The 19,379-nt window shown below is 72.1% G+C and carries 18 protein-coding genes; 13 read left to right on the top strand and 5 right to left on the bottom strand.

Translation table 11 applies throughout. The features are described 5' to 3' along the window. Positions 1 to 34: 34 nt before the first annotated feature. The 4 genes from ABZ738_RS31735 to ABZ738_RS31720 all read right to left on the bottom strand — a co-directional run bounded on the left by ABZ738_RS31735 (position 35) and on the right by ABZ738_RS31720 (position 4,576). Positions 35 to 2,038 (bottom strand): acyl-CoA dehydrogenase, encoded by a 2,004-nt coding sequence (locus ABZ738_RS31735; protein WP_131052969.1) that lies wholly within the window; start codon positions 2,036 to 2,038, stop codon positions 35 to 37. An 83-nt stretch (positions 2,039 to 2,121) separates the two neighbouring features. Beyond that, positions 2,122 to 2,871: an amino acid ABC transporter ATP-binding protein gene (locus tag ABZ738_RS31730; RefSeq protein WP_131052968.1), complete on the bottom strand. Its 750-nt coding sequence runs from the start codon at positions 2,869 to 2,871 to the stop codon at positions 2,122 to 2,124. Between the two features lie 2 nt (positions 2,872 to 2,873). After that, positions 2,874 to 3,719, bottom strand: coding sequence for an amino acid ABC transporter permease (locus ABZ738_RS31725; protein WP_131052967.1), 846 nt, complete (start codon positions 3,717 to 3,719; stop codon positions 2,874 to 2,876). Then, positions 3,716 to 4,576 carry an ABC transporter substrate-binding protein gene (locus tag ABZ738_RS31720; RefSeq protein WP_357219490.1) on the bottom strand — a complete coding sequence of 287 codons (861 nt, stop codon included), beginning with the start codon at positions 4,574 to 4,576 and terminating at the stop codon, positions 3,716 to 3,718. The genes ABZ738_RS31725 and ABZ738_RS31720 overlap by 4 nt, the downstream gene beginning before the upstream one ends. A 120-nt stretch (positions 4,577 to 4,696) precedes the next feature. Here ABZ738_RS31720 and ABZ738_RS31715 point away from each other — a divergent pair, with 120 nt between their 5' ends. From ABZ738_RS31715 to pheT, 10 genes are all read left to right on the top strand, one after another. Then, entirely contained in the window at positions 4,697 to 4,978 is a 282-nt protein-coding gene (locus ABZ738_RS31715; RefSeq protein ID WP_217706071.1) for a phosphoribosyl-ATP diphosphatase, read from the top strand. Between the two features lie 44 nt (positions 4,979 to 5,022). Next, positions 5,023 to 5,868, top strand: a complete 846-nt coding sequence (gene hisG / locus ABZ738_RS31710) for an ATP phosphoribosyltransferase (RefSeq protein ID WP_131052965.1) — start codon at positions 5,023 to 5,025, stop codon at positions 5,866 to 5,868. Then, entirely contained in the window at positions 5,865 to 6,920 is a 1,056-nt protein-coding gene (locus ABZ738_RS31705) for a DMT family transporter (RefSeq protein WP_131052964.1), read from the top strand. Before hisG ends, ABZ738_RS31705 begins: the two co-directional genes overlap by 4 nt. Then, positions 6,917 to 7,444 (top strand): PH domain-containing protein, encoded by a 528-nt coding sequence (locus ABZ738_RS31700; RefSeq protein ID WP_357219487.1) that lies wholly within the window; start codon positions 6,917 to 6,919, stop codon positions 7,442 to 7,444. The genes ABZ738_RS31705 and ABZ738_RS31700 overlap by 4 nt, the downstream gene beginning before the upstream one ends. 668 nt (positions 7,445 to 8,112) lie before the next feature. After that, entirely contained in the window at positions 8,113 to 8,748 is a 636-nt protein-coding gene (gene infC / locus ABZ738_RS31695; RefSeq protein WP_131052962.1) for a translation initiation factor IF-3, read from the top strand. 20 nt (positions 8,749 to 8,768) lie between these two features. After that, positions 8,769 to 8,963, top strand: a complete 195-nt coding sequence (gene rpmI / locus ABZ738_RS31690; protein ID WP_131052961.1) for a 50S ribosomal protein L35 — start codon at positions 8,769 to 8,771, stop codon at positions 8,961 to 8,963. Between the two features lie 33 nt (positions 8,964 to 8,996). After that, positions 8,997 to 9,389: a 50S ribosomal protein L20 gene (gene rplT / locus ABZ738_RS31685; RefSeq protein ID WP_131052960.1), complete on the top strand. Its 393-nt coding sequence runs from the start codon at positions 8,997 to 8,999 to the stop codon at positions 9,387 to 9,389. 67 nt (positions 9,390 to 9,456) lie between these two features. Then, entirely contained in the window at positions 9,457 to 10,254 is a 798-nt protein-coding gene (locus ABZ738_RS31680; protein ID WP_131052959.1) for an RNA methyltransferase, read from the top strand. A 255-nt stretch (positions 10,255 to 10,509) separates the two neighbouring features. Then, complete coding sequence (pheS, locus tag ABZ738_RS31675) at positions 10,510 to 11,580, top strand: phenylalanine--tRNA ligase subunit alpha (RefSeq protein ID WP_131052958.1); 1,071 nt, start codon at positions 10,510 to 10,512, stop codon at positions 11,578 to 11,580. A 39-nt stretch (positions 11,581 to 11,619) separates the two neighbouring features. Beyond that, positions 11,620 to 14,190, top strand: coding sequence for a phenylalanine--tRNA ligase subunit beta (gene pheT / locus ABZ738_RS31670; RefSeq protein ID WP_357219480.1), 2,571 nt, complete (start codon positions 11,620 to 11,622; stop codon positions 14,188 to 14,190). Positions 14,191 to 14,269: 79 nt separating this feature from the next. On the opposite strand, the gene ABZ738_RS31665 is transcribed toward pheT, so the two are convergent. Beyond that, a complete protein-coding gene (locus tag ABZ738_RS31665; protein ID WP_357219477.1) occupies positions 14,270 to 14,977 on the bottom strand; it encodes a Crp/Fnr family transcriptional regulator in 708 nt (235 codons plus the stop codon). A 343-nt stretch (positions 14,978 to 15,320) separates the two neighbouring features. Between ABZ738_RS31665 and ABZ738_RS31660 the strand changes: the two genes are divergently transcribed. From ABZ738_RS31660 to ABZ738_RS31650, 3 genes are read left to right on the top strand one after another with little or no spacing between them, the layout of a single operon-like run. Further along, positions 15,321 to 16,136 (top strand): hypothetical protein, encoded by an 816-nt coding sequence (locus ABZ738_RS31660; protein ID WP_357219474.1) that lies wholly within the window; start codon positions 15,321 to 15,323, stop codon positions 16,134 to 16,136. Further along, positions 16,133 to 18,421 (top strand): hypothetical protein, encoded by a 2,289-nt coding sequence (locus ABZ738_RS31655; RefSeq protein WP_357219471.1) that lies wholly within the window; start codon positions 16,133 to 16,135, stop codon positions 18,419 to 18,421. The genes ABZ738_RS31660 and ABZ738_RS31655 overlap by 4 nt, the downstream gene beginning before the upstream one ends. After that, positions 18,418 to 19,242 (top strand): hypothetical protein, encoded by an 825-nt coding sequence (locus ABZ738_RS31650; protein WP_357219468.1) that lies wholly within the window; start codon positions 18,418 to 18,420, stop codon positions 19,240 to 19,242. The genes ABZ738_RS31655 and ABZ738_RS31650 overlap by 4 nt, the downstream gene beginning before the upstream one ends. The last annotated feature ends 137 nt before the right edge of the window (positions 19,243 to 19,379 follow it).

Raw genomic sequence — 19,379 nt, 5'->3', positions numbered from 1 at the left:
GGGTACCGCTGGTGATCACCCTGTCCGCGATCCGTTACCGATCAGTCGGGAACCGGTCGTGAGCGGCCATCGCCTCCTGCCGGTCGCCCTCCTCCCGCAGGATGGCGCAGTGCAGCCACGCCTCCGGGATGGCGAAGCCGTCCACCAGCGTGCGCATCTGCGGGCGCAGCTCCTTGAGCAGGCTGTTCACCACTGCGGTGATCGCCTTGGCGCGGGCCGGGGTGAGCCGGCCGTGCTCCAGGAACCATCCCTTGTGGGCCTCGATGACGCTGAGGGCGTACAGGTCGCAGACGCGGGAGAGCAGGGCCGCGACGGCCGGGTCGGTGGTGCGTTCGATGCCGGCGACGAACGCCTCCAGCGTGACCCGGTCGATGTGTGCGGAGGCGACGGTGAGGACGTGGTCCTGCACGTCGTTGAAGATGTCGAAGGGCCGGTCCCGCTTGCTGCTCGCGCCGTTGCGCAGCCGCCGGACGGCACCGTCGAGGAGGTGCTTCTCGCGGTCCTCGAAGACGGAGAGCTGCCAACCCCGGTCGGTGACGGCGACCTCCTCGTCCCGGCCGGGCACGGCGCTGACGAGCCGCTCGATGAGTGCCCGCGCGGCGGTACGCTCCAGCACCATCTCGCGGACCTGCTCGGCGACGAAGGACGCCCGCCCCCAGCCGTCCAGCGAACCGAACTCGTCCTTGTAACCGGTGAGCAGTCCCTTGGCCACCAGTTGCAGCAGGACCGTGTTGTCGCCCTCGAACGTGGTGAAGACGTCGGTGTCGGCCTTGAGGCCGGGCAGGCGGTTCTCGGCCAGGTAGCCGGCGCCGCCGCACGCCTCGCGGCACATCTGGATGGTCCGGGTGGCGTGCCAGGTCTGGGCGGCCTTGAGGCCGGCGGCCCGCGACTCCAGCTCCCGCTGCCGGTGCTCGTCGACCGGCTCGTCGCTGCCCTGCACCTCGTGGACGGCGGCCACCAGTTCGGCCTGGGCGAAGTGCAGCGCGTACGTGGTGGCCAGCGCGGGCAGCAGCTTGCGCTGGTGGGCCAGGTAGTCGTTGAGCAGCACCTCGCGGTCGGCGTCGGGCGTGCCGAACTGACGGCGGAGGTCGCCGTAGCGGACCGCGATGGTCAGCGCCGACTTGGTCGCCGCCGCCGCCGCGCCACCCACGCTGACCCGGCCCCGGACCAGGGTGCCGAGCATGGTGAAGAAGCGTCGGGCGTCGTCGGCGATCGGGCTGGCGTAGGTGCCGTCCGCCGCGACCTGGCCGTAGCGGTCCAGCAGCATGTCGCGCGGCACGCGCACGTGGTCGAAGCTGAGCCGTCCGTTGTCCACGCCGAGCAGCCCGGCCTTGGGGCCGGCGTCGCCGATGGTCACGCCGGGCATCGGGGTGCCGTCGGCGTCGCGGATCGGCACCAACCAGGCGTGTACGCCGTGCCGCTGCCCGCCGGTGATCAACTGCGCGAAGACCACCGCCATCCGCCCGTCCCGGGCGGCGTTGCCGATGTAGTCCTTGCGGGCGGCCTGGTGCGGCGTGTGCAGGTCGAAGGTCTGCGTCTCCGGGTCGTACGTGCAGGTGGTGCGCAGCTGCTGGACGTCCGAGCCGTGACCGGTCTCGGTCATCGCGAAGCAGCCGAGGAGGTCGCCCGCGACGATGTCCCGGAGGTGGGCGTCGTGGTGCCGGCGGGTGCCGAGCGCCAGCACCGCCCCGCCGAACAGTCCCCACTGCACGCCCGCCTTGACCATCAGCGAGAGGTCGACCTGCGCCAGCATCTCGCTGGCCACGATCGAGGCGCCGATGTCGCCACGGCCGCCGTACTCGGTGGGGAAGGCCGTCGCCATACCCATCTCGGCGGGTAGCTCGGGGAGCAGCCGGCTGATCCGATCCCGGGCCTGCTCGCTGCTCTCCCCATAGACCGGGAGGAAGCGGTCGTCGAGCTTGTTCCGGTGTGCGTCGCGGACCTCGGCCCACGGCCCGTCGAGGACCTTCCGCAGGTGGGCGACGTCGACGGGGTCGGAAGCGGAACGGGTCACGGCTACCTCTACAGACGTCGTCATGGTCGGTTTGTACCCAATCAAGGGTACAAACCTGCCGGTCGGCGCAGGTGACCGTCGTCACGATGCCCGATACGCGACGCCGCTCAGCCCGGCAGCCGACCCGCCTCGATGATCCGGGCCAGGAACTGCCGGGTACGCGGCTGCGTCGGCGCCCCGAACACCTGGGCCGGCGGGCCGGACTCGACCACCCGGCCGCCGTCGAGGAAGCAGACCTGGTCGGCCACGTCCCGGGCGAAGCTCATCTCGTGCGTGGCCAGCACCATGGTCATGCCGTCGGTCTTGAGGTCGCGGATCATCGTGAGCACCTCGCCGACCAGCTCCGGGTCGAGCGCCGAGGTGACCTCGTCGAGCAGCAGCAGCCGGGGCGAGTTGGCCAGCGCCCGCACGATCGCCACCCGCTGCTGCTGGCCGCCGGAGAGCCGATCCGGGTACGCGTCGGCCCGGTCCCCGAGCCCCACCCGTTCCAGCAGCTCCCGGGCGTGCGCCTCGGCGTCGGCCCGGGACCGCCCGTGCACCCGGCGCGGGGCCAGCGTCACGTTGTCCAGCACGCTCAGATGCGGGAAGAGGTTGTACGACTGGAAGACCATGCCGATGCGGCGGCGTACCCGGTCCGGGTCCACGCCCGGGGCGGTGATCTCCTCGCCGTCCAGCTCGATCGTCCCGTCGTGCAGTTCCTCCAGCAGGTTGACGCAGCGCAGCAGCGTCGACTTGCCGGAGCCGGAGGCCCCGATCAACGCCACCACCCGGTGCTCGGCCACGGTCAGGTCCAGCGAGTCCAGCACCACCCGCCCACCGAACTCCTTGCGCAGCCCCCGACACCGCAACACGTCCACGGTCAGCCTCCGGACTGGCGTCGGGCCGCCCGCAACGTCACCTGGTCGGTGACCGCGATCAGCGGGATGGCGAGCAGGACGAAGAGCACCCCGGCCACGATGTACGGCGTGTAGTTGAACGTCTGGGCGGTGGCGATCTGCGCGGCCCGTACCGCGTCGATCGGCCCGGCCAGGGACACCAGCCCGACGTCCTTCTGCAACGCCACCACGTCGTTGAGCAGCGGCGGCGCCACCCGCCGGACCGCCTGCGGCAGCACCACGTGCCGCATCGTCTGCCGATAGGTGAGCCCCAGCGAGCGGGCCGCCGCGAGCTGGCTGGAGTGCACCGACTCGATGCCGGCGCGGAACACCTCGGCCAGGTACCCGCCGTAGGTGAGCACCAGCGCCAACCCGCCCAGCACCAGCACCGGCGGCATGCCCTGCAACCGCAGTCCCGGCACGCCGAGGGTGAGCACGTACAGCACGATGATCAGCGGCAGGCCGCGGAACGTGTACGTGTAGCCCGCCGCGAGCGCCCGGATCGGGAAGAACACCGGCCCGCGCAACGTCCGCAGGACGGCGATCAGCAGCCCGAGCAGCAGTGCGCCGATCGCGCAGCAGACCAGCAGGCGGACGTTGAGCCAGAGCCCGGTGAGCACCCGGGGCAGCGCGTCCCGGGCGATCTCCGGATCGAGGAACGACTCGCGTACCCGGTCCCAGCCCGGTGCCCCGGTCACCGCGACCGCCAGCAGCGTGCCGATCGCCGCCGTGGAGGCGGCGGCGACCAGCACGCTCAGCACGGTCTGCCGACGGCGGTACGCGTCCCGGGCCCGCTGCGCGGGCGACGGGTCGTGGGTGAGGGTGCTCACGTGAGTTCGGGTGCCCCCGCCACCTGGGCGAGCCACTGCTGCTCCAACTGCTTCAGCACGCCGTCACCGGAGAGCTGACCGATCGCTCCGCTGACGCAGCCGGTCAGCGGGGAGTCCTTGTCCAGCAGCAGCCCGAACGCCTCCGGCGAGCCCACCTGGGGGAACTGCCCGACGATCACCGCGTCGTCGATCTCGGCCGAGGTGATGTAGAACGCGGTGGGCAGGTCCACCACCAGCCCGTCGATCTGCCCGTTCTGCAGGGCCTTCTTGGCGTCGTCGTTGCTGTTGTAGACCTGCGGTTCGACGGTCGGCTTCACCAGGTCGGTGATCGCCTGGTAGCTGGTCGTGCCGACCTGGGCGCCGAGCTTGGCGTTCCGCAGGTCGGCCAGGGACTTCTTGCCCGCGATCGGGGACGACTTCAGCGCGATGACCGACTGCCGCACCAGGTAGTACGGCGCCGAGAAGTCCACCGCCCGCTTGCGCTCGTCGGTGATGGAGAACTGGTTGATGTCGAAGTCGAACTCCTTCGGCCCGGGCGCGACGGCGGTCTCGAACTTGACCCGGGTCCAGACCACGTCCGCGCGGGCGAACCCGAGCTTCTCGGCCACCGCGTACGCCACGGCGGACTCGAAACCCTCGCCGTTGTCGGGCTTGTCGTCGACGAACCACGGCTGGTACGCGGGCTCGTCCGTGGCGATGGTGAGCTTGCCCGGCGTGCGGGTGACCAGGCTCTCCTTGTCGCACGCGGCGGACGCGGTGGGCTGGGGGGCGGGTGCGGATTCGGGCGCGCAGGCGCTGACCGCGAGCAGTACCGAGCCGGCGGCCGCGAGCGCGAGGATGCGAGGAGTGCTGACCATGGCGCACAGCGTACGACCCGCATCGGCGGACGTCGAAGGGGTGTCCCACCATGTCGGTAGGGAATTCGGGTCCCGCCCAGCGGTCGGCACCGGACCCGTGGTCACGGCGACCGAGGGCGACTGAGAGAATCCGATTCCGTGAAGACGTTCGAGGAGTTGTTCGCCGAGCTGCAGGCCAAGGCCGCCGCCGGCACCCCGGGCTCCGGCACGGTCGCCGCCCTGGAGAAGGGTGTGCACTTCATCGGCAAGAAGGTCGTCGAGGAGGCGGCCGAGTCGTGGATGGCCGCCGAGCACGAGGGGCCCGAGCGCACCGCCGAGGAGATCTCCCAGCTGCTCTACCAGGTCCAGGTGCTGATGCTGGCCAGCGGTCTCGACCTGAAGGACGTCTACCGACATCTGTGAGTGCCCCGCCGTCGACCTCAACCCGATCGAAGGAGCACTCCGTCATGCTGCGTGTCGCCGTACCCAACAAGGGCGCCCTGGCCGAGTCGGCCGCCAAGATGCTGCGCGAGGCGGGCTACCGCCAGCGCACCGACCCCAAGGACCTCGTCTGCCGGGACGAACCCAACGACATCGAGTTCTTCTACCTGCGGCCGAAGGACATCGCCACCTACGTCGGCTCCGGTGACCTGGACGTCGGCATCACCGGCCGGGACCTGCTGATCGACTCCGGCGCGCCGGCCGAGGAGATCGTCGACCTCAACTTCGGGCGGGCCACCTTCCGCTTCGCCGCCCGCCCCGACGACGTCGACGACGTCCGGGAACTCGGCGGCCACCGGATCGCCACCGCGTACCCGGGCCTGGTCGAGCGGCACCTGGCCGAGCTGGGCGTGAAGGCCGAGGTGACCCGGCTCGACGGGGCGGTGGAGAACGCCATCCGGCTCGGCGTCGCCGACGTGGTCGCCGACGTGGTCGAGACCGGCGCCACCCTGCGCCAGGCAGGGCTGGTGGTCTTCGGCGAGCCGCTGCTGCGCTCGTCGGCGGTCCTGGTCCGTCGCGCCGGCGCCACCTCCCACCCGCAGGCCGAGCAGTTGCTGCGCCGGCTGCACGGGGTGCTGGTGGCCCGCCGCTACGTGATGCTCGCCTACGACGTACCAGCCGGTCTGCTGGACCGGGCCAGCTCGCTGACCCCCGGCATCGAGTCGCCGACCGTCTCCCCGCTGCACCGGGAGGGCTGGGTGGCGGTGCAGGCCATGGTGCTCCGCGACGACGTACACCAGATCATGGACGAGCTCTACGACCTCGGCGCCCGGGCGATCCTGGTCACCAACATCCACGCCTGCCGGCTGTGAGACCGCGCCCGGCGGCGCTGGCGCTCGCCCTGGTCACCCTCGGCGGCGTCGCGTCGGCGGCGCAGGGCGCGGTCAACGCCGAGTTGGGGCAGCGGACCGGCAACGCCACCCTGGGCGCGGTCGTCAACAACCTCGGCGGCTGCCTGCTGGTGCTGGTCGGGCTGCTGGTGCTGCCGTCCATGCGGACCGGGCTCGTCGCGCTGCGGCGGGCCCGGATGCCCTGGTGGTCGTACCTCGGCGGGCTGGGCGGCGCGGCCATCGTGGTGCTCGCCGCCTACGCCGTTCCGGTGCTCGGCGTCGCGGTCTTCACCATCGCCCAGGTCGCCGGCAGCAGCCTCGGTGGGCTGGCCTCGGACCGGACCGGCCTGGCCCCGGTGGGCCGGCTGCCGCTCACCCCGTCCCGGGTCGCCGGGGCGCTGCTCGGGGTGGCCGCGGTGGCGCTGGCCCAGACCGGTCGACCCATCGGTGACCTGGCCGTCGGCGTGCTCCTGCTCGCCGTGCTCGGCGGTGTCGCCGTCGCGTTGCAGGCCGCGCTCAACGGCCGGATCTCCGCCGCCGGTTCGGCCGCCGCCGGGGTCGCGGTCAACTTCGTCGTGAGTACGCCGGCGGTGCTGCTCGTCGCCGCACTGGCCGGCGCCTTCACCGGCCCGTCCGTCAGCTGGCCGAGCGGTTGGCACCTCTACACCGGCGGCCTGCTCGGCGTCGGCATCGTCGCCGCCCTGGTGATCGGTGTCCGCGCGGCCGGCGTCCTGCGCACCGGCCTGGCCCTGGTCGGCGGCCAACTCGTCGGCGCCCTGCTCCTGGACGTGCTGCTGCCGCAGGGCCCCGGCGCCCGGCTACCGGTCCTGGCCGGTGCCGTGCTCACGCTGCTCGCCGTCCTGGTCGCCGGCCGAGGCCCCCGCGCCGCCACCGCCCCCGCCACCGGCACCCCACCTCCGCCCCCGGCTCCACGTGCCTACCCGGTCGCCGAGGTCGGGCCCGGTGGGGACGACGGTGTGGTCCGTGTGGCGCCGGACGACGTGCCGGGGCCGGATGGCAAACTGGGGACATGAGTGAGCGGCGGGACGCGACGCAGGTCAGTGCCGGCACGAGCGAACACGAGCCGGCGGACGGCACCGAGCGGATCCGCCTGCGACCGCGCCGCATCCGGCTGGTCTGCTGGATCTCGGCAGCCGTACTCGTCGTCGTCTTCGCGCTGATCGCCACCACGCTGACCGGCCCGACCGGCAACGGCTACGGCAGCTTCCAGCGCGGCGACCAGTTCGCCATGATCGGGCTCGGCGTCCTCTTCGCCCTCGGCACACTGCTGTTCACCCGCCCCCGGGTCGAGGCGGACGCCCACCGCATCCGGGTCCGCAACATCATCGGCTCGTACGAGCTGCCCTGGGAGGTCGTCCGCGGCGTACGCTTCGACCGCGGCGCACCGTGGGCCGCCCTGGAGCTCTACGACGACGACCTGCTGCCCGTGGTCGCCCTTCAGGCCGCCGACAAGCAACTCGCCGTCGACGGAGTCCGTGCCCTGCGTCGCCTGCACCAGGCGCACCTGACCGCCGTCGCCGACCGCGCCACCCGCTGACCCGCCCCCACCTCCGTCCCGACCGGTCCCCGGCCAGCCCCAGCCCAACGTCGACCGGACCGCAACGCCGCCGGTCGCTGTCGAGCTGAGGGCGTCGACGGATCGCCTCGTCTTCAGTTCATGGGTGATGGCGTCGACGGTTCAGGTCGATAGGGCGGGGTCCGAGTGACTGTTCGTCGTGCCCTTTGGAGCTGAGGGCGTCAACGGGTCGCTGCGTCCTCGGTTCTTGGCGATGGCGTCGACGGTTCAGCTCGACAGGGCGCGAACTCGGGTTCCTGACCGTGGCGCCGGCGGGGGAGTGCACCAGTCCCGGCGCGGGAAGAGCCAGCGCACGGTCGAGCCGGCACAGGGGCGGGTCGGTTTGGGGGCCCGGTTACCCGGGGTGTAGTGTGGTCGAGTCGACCAGGCTGTCCGCGTTGCGCGGGCGGCCATGAAAGTGGGGCGCCTGCTCCCACCCGAGTCGCCGACTACGGCGGCCGGGTCCGGTCTCCGGTTCCGGGCATGTCCCGGGCCGGGATGCGCGATCCTGTGATCGTGCCGACCGGTCGAGCGGGCCCTGGCATGTGCCGGGGCCTTCTGCTTTCCGGGTCGGCTCCCAACCGGGAGCCGCAGGGTCGGACACGCATGAAGAACCGACTCGAGGAGGCCCCATCAGCGTCGAACCACGCGTGAACGAGCAGATCCGGGCACGTGAGGTCCGACTGGTCGGCCCCGAGGGCGAGCAGGTGGGCATCGTCCCGCTGGAGCGCGCCCTTCAGCTGGCCGCGGACGTCGATCTGGACCTGGTCGAGGTTGCGCCCATGGCGCGCCCGCCGGTGTGCAAGCTCATGGACTTCGGCAAGTTCAAGTACGAGAGCGCACTCAAGGCGCGCGAAGCGCGGCGTAACCAGCAGCAGACCGTCATCAAGGAGATGAAGCTCCGGCCGAAGATCGATCCGCACGACTACGAGACCAAGAAGGGTCACGTGGTGCGGTTCCTCAAGGCCGGCGACAAGGTCAAGGTGACGATCATGTTCCGCGGTCGCGAGCAGAGCCGCCCGGAGCTGGGTTACCGGCTCCTGCGCCGGCTCGAGAGCGAGATCTCGGAGCTGGGGTACGTCGAGGCCGCTCCCAAGCAGGACGGTCGAAACATGATCATGGTGCTCGCGCCGCACCGCGCCACCAAGGCCGCCGCGGTCGCCGCGGTCGCCTCCCGGGGCGGGGCGCCCCGGGACCGGGCAGCGGATGAGTCCGCCGCGCCGGAGGCCGGCGAGACCGCAGCAGCCGGTGACACCGGCACCGTCGCCGACAACAGCGGCGAGTAACAGGGGAGAAGACGTTCCACATGCCGAAGATGAAGAGCCACACGGGGACGGGCAAGCGGGTTCGCGTGACCGCCAAGGGCAAGATCATGAAGCAGCAGGCCGGTCTGCGTCACAACCTGGAGAAGAAGCCCTCCACCCGTACCCGGCGGCTGACGGGCCTGGTCGAGGTCGCCAAGTCCGACGTCAAGCGCCTCAAGAAGCTGCTCGGCCGCTGACGCGCGCCAACCTGAGTCCAAGAAGGAGTTGAGATGGCACGCGTCAAGCGGGCTGTGAATGCCCAGAAGAAGCGTCGTACCCTGCTGGAGACCGCGAGCGGTTACCGCGGTCAGCGCTCCCGGCTGTACCGCAAGGCCAAGGAGCAGGTGCTGCACTCGATGCAGTACGCCTACCGGGACCGTCGCGACCGCAAGGGCGACTTCCGGCAGCTGTGGATCCAGCGGATCAACGCGGGTGCCCGTGCCAACGGGATGACCTACAACCGCCTGATCCAGGGCCTCCGCCTGGCCGGCATCGAGGTCGACCGCAAGATCCTGGCCGACATGGCGGTCCACGACGCTTCGTCGTTCGCGGCGATCGTCGAGCTGGCCCGGGCCGCGGTCAAGGCCGAGGGCACCGGCGGCGCGCCGGCTCAGGCCGCCTGATCCCCGCACAACGCAGTGAGGCGTCCCCACGACCGGGGGCGCCTCGCGCGTGTGTGGTGAGGACGAGATGACCTTCACACCGCGTACCCCCAGGGTGGTCGCCGCCCGCCGACTCCAGCGCCGCCGGGACCGCGAGGCCACCGGCCGGTTCCTGGCCGAGGGGCCGCAGGCGGTCCGCGAGGCACTGGCCCGCCCGCGTACGGTGCGCGAGCTGTTCGGTACGCCGACCGCTCTCGACCGGTACGCCGACCTCGCGGCAGCCGCGGCCCGCGACGACGTACCCGTCTCCGAGGTGACCGAGGAGGCGCTCGCCGCGCTCGCCGAGACCGTCGCGCCGCAGGGCCTGGTCGCCGTCTGTGAGCACGTCGACGTACCCCTGGAAACCGCTCTGGCCGGACGGCCGCGCCTGGTCGCGGTCCTCGCCGGTATCCGTGACCCGGGCAACGCCGGCACCGTGCTGCGGACCGCCGACGCGGCCGGGGCCGCCGTGGTGGTCTTCGCCGGGGAGGCGGTCGACCCGTACAACGGCAAGTGTGTCCGGTCCTCGGCCGGCAGCCTGTTCCACGTCGACGTGGTCCGCGAACGCGACCCCGCCGAGGTGGTCGACGCGGTGCGGTCCGCCGGGCTGACCGTGCTCGCCGCCACCGGGCACGGCGCCGACGACCTCGACGACCTGGCCGACGCCGGTCGGCTCGCCGCGCCCACGGCCTGGCTGTTCGGCTCCGAGGCGCACGGCCTCCCCGCCGAGCTGGCCGGGGCCGCCGACGCCCGGGTCCGGGTGCCGCTGCACGGGCGGGCGGAGAGCCTCAACCTGGCTGCGGCGGCGGCCGTCTGCCTGTACGCTTCGGCGAGAGCACAGCGCTGACCTCCGGTCAGGCGCACCGCACGAGTAGGCACCGCACGAGACATGCCGTGCGACAAGACTCAGCACGAGGAGAGCGGCCCCCATGGTGAACGCGACCGGGCGTTCCTTTAGCCAGCCCGCCGGTGTCGGCGGGCGGCGGGCCTGACCTGCTCCCCACGCGACTCCCACCGGCGGGCTGCGGCGTAGCCGCGCGTCCGTAGACTCGCTTCGCCGCCCGTGAGGGCCGGCACCGCCGTGAGGGAGTGCCCGTACGCCATGAGCTACCGCAACGATCCGTACGACCCGAAGCAGGTCGCCCTGCTCGACCCGGCCGCCCTGGCCGAGGCCGTGTCCGAGGCCGAGAAGGCGTTCGCCGCCGCCGGTGACCCCGACGCGCTGGCCGTGGTGCGCCCGGCGCACCTCGGTGACCGCGCCCCGGTCTCGCTGGCCCGCCGGGAGATCGGCGCGCTGCCGCCGGCCGCCAAGTCCGACGCCGGCAAACGGGTCAACGAGGCCCGCCGCGCCATCGAGCAGGCCCACGCCGCCCGCGCCGAGGTGCTGGAGCGCGAACAGGCCGAGCGGGTGCTGGTGGAGGAGCGCGTCGACGTGACGTTGCCCCACGACCGGCGGCCGCGCGGCTCCCGACACCCGGTCAGCCTGGTGACCGAGCAGATCAGCGATCTGTTCGTCGGGATGGGCTACGAGGTGGCCGAGGGCCCCGAGGTCGAGTTGGAGTGGACCAACTTCGACGCGTTGAACATCGGGCCGGACCACCCGGCGCGCGGTCTGATGGACACCTTCCACATCGCACCCGCCACGGAGTCCGGGCTGGTCCTGCGGACCCACACCTCACCGGTGCAGGCGCGGACCATGCTGACCCGCAAGCCGCCGATCTATGTGGTCGTGCCCGGCCGGGTCTATCGCACCGACGAGTTGGACGCCACCCACGCGCCCGTCTTCCACCAGGTCGAGGGCCTGGTGGTGGACAAGGGCATCACCATGGCCCACCTGCGCGGCACCCTGGACCACTTCGCCCAGGCGATGTTCGGCGCAGGGGCGCGGACCCGCTTCCGGCCGCACTACTTCCCGTTCACCGAGCCGTCGGCCGAGTTCGACGTCTGGTTCCCGGAGCACCGCGACGGCCCCCGGTGGGTGGAGTGGGGCGGCTGCGGCATGGTCAACCCCCGGGTGTTGCGCGCCTGCGGCATCGACCCGGAGGTCTACTCGGGGTTCGCCTTCGGCATGGGCATCGACCGCACGGTGATGTTCCGGCACGGGGTCAGCGACATGCGGGACATGGCCGAAGGCGACGTGCGGTTCACCCGCGCGTTCGGGGCCGGTGTGTAGGGCGACGGGTACGAGTCACGGAGACGGTGGTCACAAGTCATGCGAGTTTCTGTCAGTTGGCTGCGGGAGTACGTCGATCTCCCGGCCGACCTGCCCGCCGCCGACCTGGAGCGGGCCCTGGTCGACCTCGGTATCGAGGTCGAGTCGATCGTGGACCTGGCCGACACGGTCCAGGGGTCGCTGGTGGTCGGTGAGGTCCTCGAGATCGAGGAGCTGACCGGCTTCAAGAAGCCGATCCGGTTCTGCCGGGTCGACGTCGGGGCCGCCAACGGCACCGGCGAGCCGCAGGAGATCGTCTGCGGGGCGCGCAACTTCGCCCCCGGCGACCGGGTGGTGGTGATCCTGCCCGGCGGCGTCCTGCCGGGTGGCTTCGCGATCGGCGCCCGCAAGACGTACGGGCGCAACTCCAACGGCATGATCTGCTCGGAGCGTGAGCTGGGCCTCGGCGACGACCACGACGGCATCGTGGTGCTGCCCGAGGGCACCGCCGGCAAGCCCGGCGACGACGCCCGCCCGGTGGTCGGCCTCGACGACGTCGTGGTCGAGGTGGAGATCACCCCGGACCGGGGCTACCAGATGTCGCTGCGGGGGCTGGCCCGGGAGTTGGCGCTCGCCCTCGGGGTGAACTTCCGGGATCCTGGTCTGGTGCCCGCGCCGGCCGGCACCGCCGACCCGGCGTACCCGGTCGAGGTCCGGGACACGGTCGGCTGCGACCGGTTCGCGGCCCGGCTGGTGCGCGGCGTGGACCCGACCGCTCCGAGCCCCGAGTGGATGCAGCGGCGGCTCACCCTCGCCGGCATCCGCACCATCTCCCTGCCGGTCGACATCACCAACTACGTGATGCTGGAAACCGGCCAGCCGATGCACGCCTTCGACGCGGACCGGATCACCGGTGCGCTGGTGGTTCGACGGGCCGAGGCGGGCGAGAAGCTGACCACGCTCGACGGGGTGACCCGGGTGCTCGCGCCGGAGGACATGGTCATCTGCGACACCGGGGCGCCGAACCCGCTCGCCGGCGAGGGCGTGCCGATCTCGCTCGCCGCCGTGATGGGCGGCGAGACCAGCGAGGTGGTGCCCGGCACCGTCAACGTGCTGTTCGAGGCCGCGCACTGGGACCCGGTGATGGTCGGGCGCACCGCCCGCCGGCACAAGCTGTTCAGCGAGGCCGCCAAGCGGTGGGAGCGGGGCGTCGACCCGGCCCTGCCGCTGGTCGCGCTGGACCGGGCGGTGCGGCTGCTCACCGAGTACGCGGGCGGCACCGTCGCCGACGAGGTGCTCGACATCGACCACGTCGCACCGCGTACGCCGGTGGTGCTGCCGGTCGACCTGCCCACCCGGCGGGTCGGCGTGGAGTACCCGCCGGCCCGGGTGGTGGCCCTGCTGGAGCAGGTCGGGTGCACCGTCGCCCGGGGTGCCGACCGGCTCGCCGAGGACGCGGGCGAGGTGGGTGCCGTCGGCGGTGTCGAGGCGCTCAGCGTCACCCCGCCCACCTGGCGGCCCGACCTGACCGATCCGGCCGACCTGGTCGAGGAGGTGGCCCGCCTCGACGGGTACGACAAGGTGCCGTCGGTGTTGCCGACCGCGCCGCCCGGGCGGGGGTTGACCGCGCGGCAGCGCCGTCACCGCGCGGTGTGCCGCTCGCTTGCCGAACGCGGCTTCGTCGAGGTGCTGGCGCACCCGTTCGTGGCGACCGAGCTGGCCGACCAGCTCGGGCTGCCCGCCGACGACCCGCGTCGCCAGGCGGTCCGGTTGGCCAACCCGCTCTCCGAGGAGGAGCCGCTGCTGCGGACCACGCTGCTCGGCCCGCTGCTCGGCATCGTCCGCCGCAACCTCGGTCGTGGTCTGCGTGACCTGGCGCTCTACGAGACCGGCGCGGTCTTCCGCGCGCGTCCGGGTGCCGGCCGACCGCCGGTCATGGGCGTCGACCGGCGGCCCGCCGACGAGGAGTTCGCCGCCGCCGACGCGGTCGTCCCGGACCAGCCCCGGCACGTCGCGGTCGTGTTGACCGGTGACGTCGAGCCGGCCGGCTGGTGGGGTGCGGGCCGGGCGGCCGGCTGGGCGGACGCCGTGGAGGCGGGTCGGGCGGTGCTGGCCGCCGCCGGGGTGCCGCAGGACAGCATCGAGGTGCGGGCCGCCGAGTACGCCCCCTGGCATCCCGGCCGGTGCGCCGCGTTGCTGGTGGACGGCACGGTGGTCGGCCACGCCGGTGAACTGCACCCGACGGTGCTCGCCACGCTGGAGTTGCCCCGCCGGACCAGCGCCATGGAGCTGGACCTGGACGCGCTGCCGGAGGCGCCGGTGGCGCTCGCGCCGACGGTGTCCGGCTTCCCGCCGGCGCTGATCGACGTGGCGTTGGTGGTGGACGAGTCGGTCCCGGCGGAGGCGGTGCGGCAGGCTCTCACCGAGGGCGCCGGCACCCTGCTGGAATCGGTGCGGCTGTTCGACGTGTACGCCTCCGAGCAGGTGGGCGCGGGCCGCAAGTCGTTGGCCTACAAGCTGACCTTCCGCGCACCGGACCGGACGCTGACCGTCGAGGAGGCGGTGGCCGCAAGGGACGCCGCGGTGGCCCGTGCCGCCGAGCGTTACCACGCCACCCTGCGCGGCGCCTGACGCGTATGTAAGGAGGGGTCCCCTGCTAACGCCTCGTGCATAGCAGGGGACCCCTCCTTACATCCGGGGTGTGCTCCGGTCAGTTCTCGTCGTCGAGGCGACCGAGGGCGCGTAGCCCGTCCAGGTCGCGGACGGTCATCCGCCGATAGTCCGTGTCCACCAGGCCCTCGTTGCGCAACTCGCGGAGACTCTTTTGGATCGAGGTCTCGGAGGCGCCGCAGATGGTGGCCAGCTCCGACTGGGTCAGCCGGACGTCGATGACGACCCCGCCGGACGCCTGCCGACCGTGGGTGCGGGACAGCTCCGCCACCACCCTGGCCACCCGGATGGTCACCGGGTAGGAGGTGAAGTCGATCCGCCGCCGGTTCGACCACCGCAGCCGATCGGAGACCATCGCGGCGAGTTCGAGCGCGGCGTCGGGATGGCCCTTCAGGAACGTACGGAACCGGTCGGACGGGATCACGCAGTACCGGGCGGGCCCGCAGGCGGTGACGGTCGCCGAGCGTGGCTGGTCGTTGAGCGCCGACATCTCCCCGACCAGGTCGCCCCCGACCCGCAGGGACAGCAGCGCGGTTCGTCCGTCGGCCAGCGCAGCGGTGACCTTCGTCAGGCCCTCCTCGATGAGGATCAGGTGGGACTCCCGCAGGCCTTCGTGGATCAGGATCTGACCGGCCGGCACCTGGCGGCGGACCCCGAGTTCGAGAAGGGCGGCGCGTACGGGAGGACCCAGTCGTTGAAGAAAGGTGCCGTGAGGCCACTCCGGAATCTGGGGTGGATCTCGCCGCATCAAGGCTCCCAATCTGCTTAGCCAACGACAGCGGTCGAAGCGTAGCCGGTCGCCTACAATCTTCGGCGCCCACCGGAACAGAGCCGCTGTGAGCAGGTATCCGACCAGCAGACCGAGGGTAGGCAGCAACTCCAGATCCAGCCCCAGGAGCAGGTCGATCGGAACTGTCCACATACGGCGAGTACACCGCCCGGAGCTGGCCGGAATGCCCGCTCAGGACGGAATGACGGTTGGTCGACAACCCCTGTGATGCCGTACTTCTACGGGGTCTGCGCCCGTCGCCACGGCTTGGATGTCCCCTGGTGCCAGGACCGGCAGGGTGTGGTGACGAAGGGGTGACGACATGAGACATCCGGAACGGCGGATGCTGATCTGCGTGGACATGGAGCGCTACAGCGGGCGCGGTAACGTCCAGCAGTACGAGGCGCAGCAGGACTTCCACCGACTGCTGCGGGAAGCGGCCGAGGAGGTGGGCCTGCGACGGGAAGACTGGAGGACACAGCAGTCCGGTGACGGAGAACTGGCGATCCTGCCCCGCGAGCTTCCCGAGGCACACCTGATCGGTCGGTTCGTGCCGGAGCTGAACCGTCGACTGCGTCGCTACAACGCCAGTCGCCTCCCGGCGGCCCGCATCCGGCTGCGGATCGCGGTGCACCAGGGCATGGTGCACCTGGACGGCGCCAACGGCTTTCCCGGTCAGGCGGTCGTACTGGTGAGCAGGCTCTGCGACGCCGCACCGGTACGCCGTGCGCTGGCCGCGTTCCCGGACGCCGGGATCGCGCTGGTGGTCTCCTCGGACATCTATCGCGACGTGGTCACCGAGTATCCCGAGCAGATCCGCCCGGACCGCTTCAAGCGGATCGACGTGCGCATCCCGGACAAGCAGTTCCAGGCTCAGGGGTGGCTCTGCGTCGTGGATGAGGACGTCGCCTCGTGGGTGGGGGACGAGTCGCCGGAGATGTCCGGTGGGGTGAGCGAGCCCAGGCTGGGAGAGGAGAGGCGGGGCGGCTACCCCGCGCACCGTGCCCCGGATCCGGTGGCCGGCGGAATCCGTACCGGTGACATCCGTGTCGACGGTCAGAACGCGGTGGGACACGGCGCCATGGCGATCGGTTCGGTGGGCCGGGACGTCCATCTCCGTCCTGGTACGGACCGATGACCGACCCGAACCCGCAGTCGGCTCCGCACGACTCCGTGACCGGCACCGTCCCGGACACGCCGCAGTCCGCGCCGCCGAGTGGTGAGACACCAGCGCCCCACGACGGACCGGCACCGGAGGCCGGTGCGGGCACGTCGGGGCCGGCCGAGCCAGCCGGGCCGGAGGAGCCGGAGGACGTCGAGGAGCCACTGGATCCCGGCGATGTGCTGCGCCGACTCGCGGGTCTGCTCGGCGGCGTCGCCGGCGTCGAGGTGGGCGACGTCCTCGTCCGGGGACAGAACGCCACCGGACACGGTGCGATGGCGATCGGCACGGTCAACGTCACCGCGACGGCAGCGCAGGCGGGCCGGGTCTGGTCCGAGACGCTCAGCGCGACCATCGTCCGGGACGTGGTCCACGGCTACGCCCCGGCCGTCAGTGACCAGCAGCTCGACCGGGTACTGAAGCAACGCCACGTGGTGTGCTTGTCCGGCCCTGCCGGCAGTGGGCGTTTCACCTCGGCGCTGGTCGGGGCAGCCCGCCGGCACGGTCTCGACCGGGTCGGCGTACTCGGTGTCGCGCAGCCCGCCGACCTGCTCGGTGGTGCGACGGGCCCCCGGTCGGGGTGCGGGTACGTGCTGCGGCTCACCGACGAGGCGGTGCGCGGCGTCGACGGTTACACGTTGGTCCAGTTGGCGTCGCGGGCCGAGTCCGAGGGGGTGACGCTGCTGCTGGTCGGTGACTTCTCCCGACGTGCCCGGGACCTTGGCGGGCACGTCATCGAGCATCGACCGGCGCCGGCCGGGGACGTGTTCCGCGCTCGGCTGCGACGGGAGTTGGCCGGACGCTGCGTCGGTTTCTGCGCCGACCGCTGCGACGGGGAGTGCCTGGAGCGTTACGTGGACGAGGAGTGCGCCCGCCATCCGCTGCTCGCCACCTATCTCGCCGCCGAGCCTCGGTCGCGCGAGGTGGTGCCGGTGGTCGAGGCGATCGCCCGGACGCTGCCCCGTGCCGGCCAGCTCACCGAGCGGCTGGCGCAGATGCTTCCCCAGCAGCTCCGGGAGCGCGCCGCGCGCATCCTGGATCCGCAGGACGGTGCCGGCATCCCGGTGGGCTGGTCCGGCGAACAGGTACGTGCGTTCCGACTCTCCTGTGTGGTGTTGGCGGGGCTGTCGACAGCGGAGATCCGGTTCGCCGCCGGCCGGCTGGTGGCGGCCGACGCGCCGGAGCGTCCGCCGGGGGCTCCCGTGCCGGAGCGGTCACCGGCGACGGCGGTACGGCTGCGGGGCACCGCGCTCGACGATCTGCTCGGGGCCACCCTGCGTGCCGCCGTGGTGGTGGAGCCGGCCGACGGATGGGCCGTCGGTGGGGTACGGGTGCAGTTCGCGACGGGCAGCGAGGATCTGCGGTCGGCCGTGCTCGACGTCGCGTGGGCCGAGTGGTGGCCGCCGGAGGTCCTGCTCGGCTGGCTCGCGGACATGGTCCGTACCGACCTGCCGGAGGTGCGGCAGGCCGCGGCGGGGGCGATCGGTTGGTCTGCCGGCCGGGACGTCCGGGCGGCTCTGGACGCCGTGCGGGACCTGGCCCGGGACCGGCGCGCCGGGGTTCGGCAGGCCGCCGCGATCATCCTGGTCGCGATGGCACTGCAGCCTCGCCTGCGTCAGCGGGTACGGGTCGAGTTGGACGGCTGGGCCGCCGGAACGGCCGCGCACCTGCGGGACACCGTGGCCCGCGCCCACGAACTGGGGTTGGCCCGTCTCTGGCCGGACGCGGCCCTGGTCCAACTGCGGATGGTCGCGTCGGCGCGGATGCAGCGGTGGAACAACTCGGTGTCGCGCGGGCTGGTCGAGGTGTACCAGGGCGGGAACGCCGCCGCGCTCGTCCCCGACCTGGCCGGATGGACCCGGTCGAGCGATCGGGAGGTGCGGCTGCACGCCGCGAGGACCCTCCGGGTGCTGGCGGAACGGTGGGCGCCGGCACCCCGGGAACAGTGGCCGGAACTGCTGGACCTGGCCCGGGCGGAGATCGTGTCCCCGCATGACCTGGCCGAGCTCTGGGCGACGGCGTTGAGCCTCCCGGAGACGGCGTACCGCGCCTGGCGGACGCTCGGTTTCTGGCTGGACCGGGCCGACGGGCAGCCGGAGGTCGCCGGCCACGTACTGGCGCTGCTGCGGCTCGTGGTGGCCGGACGGCCTCCGCTGCGCCGCCGGCTCGACCACCAGTTGCGTCATGTGTGGCGTCCCGTCATGCCGCGCAAGCCGCTACTCGACGATGTCGAACGACTGATTCGTGAGGACAGCCGATGACCACTGCATCCCCGGGGAACACGCCCACGCACCATGCCGTACCGCGTCAGCCGGAGCGCTCGTGGTGGCAGCGCATCTTCTCGCCGATGCCCGTTGCGCCAGTGCCTGTGCCGAGGCCCGCTCCGGTGCGGGTGACCTTCCGGCAGGACGTACCGAGACCGATGCTGGTGCCGGCCAAGGGGGACGCCTTCGACTTCTGCCTGTACGTGGCCTACCTGTGGACGGCGTCGAACATGCCCTTCGAGGAGCTGCAGATGCGTGCCGAGGGTCTGCTGCCGTGGGCGCGGAGCATCGTCCGGGAGCGCGTGATCGACCTTGCCCGCGAGTACGAGCCGCACCGGGCCCACGATCTGGAGCGGGCGCTGAACAACGTGTTGATGCACCAGCGGTGGCCGCAGGAGCAGGGCCAGCTGCCGCAGTTCGGGGTGCGTATCCGGGTCAGCCCGGAGGATCGGGTGCGCGAAAGACTCCGTCCGTACTGGGAGGAGCGGATCAGGCTGGAGTGCGACCACGAACTGCAGAAGATCCGGGCTCGCCAGGCCGACGAGTTGACTCGCCGGTGGGGCGCGGTGCTGCGTGACCTCGAGGACGACCCGGTCACCGCCCACGCGGCGGCCCTGGCCGGGGAACAGTTCGCCGATATCTTCCGGCGCTACGTCGAGGAGCGTCGGGGCAGCGTGCCGGACCTGGTGCGGCTGCTCCGCGAGGCGGTCAAGGGGCACAGCGACCTTGCTCTCGGGCCGTCCGAGTACACGCAGGCGTGGGATCTGGCACTGCGCACGTATGAGCGGCAGCACGGGTTGTCCGAGCAGGTCAACTGAAGCGTCAGGGCGCTCGTAGAGATGTTAGGAAGGGTCCCCTCCTATGCACGAGGCGTTAGGAGGGGACCCTTCCTTGCATCCGGTCCTTGCATTCGGGCAGAGATCGGCCGAAAGGCTGGCATCGATAGCTGTTTGGT

Origin of the sequence: Micromonospora sp. NPDC047793 (genome assembly GCF_040642635.1) — a bacterium.
GTDB lineage: Bacteria > Actinomycetota > Actinomycetes > Mycobacteriales > Micromonosporaceae > Micromonospora.
The sequence above is the reverse complement of the archived record's forward strand: the minus strand, read 5'-3'. Positions and strand labels throughout refer to the sequence as shown.

What these genes read in the sequence shown, in the direction of transcription:
- ABZ738_RS31735 (WP_131052969.1), bottom strand. Translation starts at nt 2,038, where the DNA reads ATGACGACGTCTGTAGAGGTAGCCGTGACCCGTTCCGCTTCCGACCCC.
- ABZ738_RS31720 (WP_357219490.1), bottom strand. Translation starts at nt 4,576, where the DNA reads ATGGTCAGCACTCCTCGCATCCTCGCGCTCGCGGCCGCCGGCTCGGTA.
- hisG (WP_131052965.1), top strand. Translation starts at nt 5,023, where the DNA reads ATGCTGCGTGTCGCCGTACCCAACAAGGGCGCCCTGGCCGAGTCGGCC.
- ABZ738_RS31700 (WP_357219487.1), top strand. Translation starts at nt 6,917, where the DNA reads ATGAGTGAGCGGCGGGACGCGACGCAGGTCAGTGCCGGCACGAGCGAA.
- rpmI (WP_131052961.1), top strand. Translation starts at nt 8,769, where the DNA reads ATGCCGAAGATGAAGAGCCACACGGGGACGGGCAAGCGGGTTCGCGTG.
- rplT (WP_131052960.1), top strand. Translation starts at nt 8,997, where the DNA reads ATGGCACGCGTCAAGCGGGCTGTGAATGCCCAGAAGAAGCGTCGTACC.
- ABZ738_RS31680 (WP_131052959.1), top strand. Translation starts at nt 9,457, where the DNA reads ATGACCTTCACACCGCGTACCCCCAGGGTGGTCGCCGCCCGCCGACTC.
- pheS (WP_131052958.1), top strand. Translation starts at nt 10,510, where the DNA reads ATGAGCTACCGCAACGATCCGTACGACCCGAAGCAGGTCGCCCTGCTC.
- pheT (WP_357219480.1), top strand. Translation starts at nt 11,620, where the DNA reads ATGCGAGTTTCTGTCAGTTGGCTGCGGGAGTACGTCGATCTCCCGGCC.
- ABZ738_RS31665 (WP_357219477.1), bottom strand. Translation starts at nt 14,977, where the DNA reads ATGCGGCGAGATCCACCCCAGATTCCGGAGTGGCCTCACGGCACCTTT.
- ABZ738_RS31660 (WP_357219474.1), top strand. Translation starts at nt 15,321, where the DNA reads ATGAGACATCCGGAACGGCGGATGCTGATCTGCGTGGACATGGAGCGC.
- ABZ738_RS31655 (WP_357219471.1), top strand. Translation starts at nt 16,133, where the DNA reads ATGACCGACCCGAACCCGCAGTCGGCTCCGCACGACTCCGTGACCGGC.
- ABZ738_RS31650 (WP_357219468.1), top strand. Translation starts at nt 18,418, where the DNA reads ATGACCACTGCATCCCCGGGGAACACGCCCACGCACCATGCCGTACCG.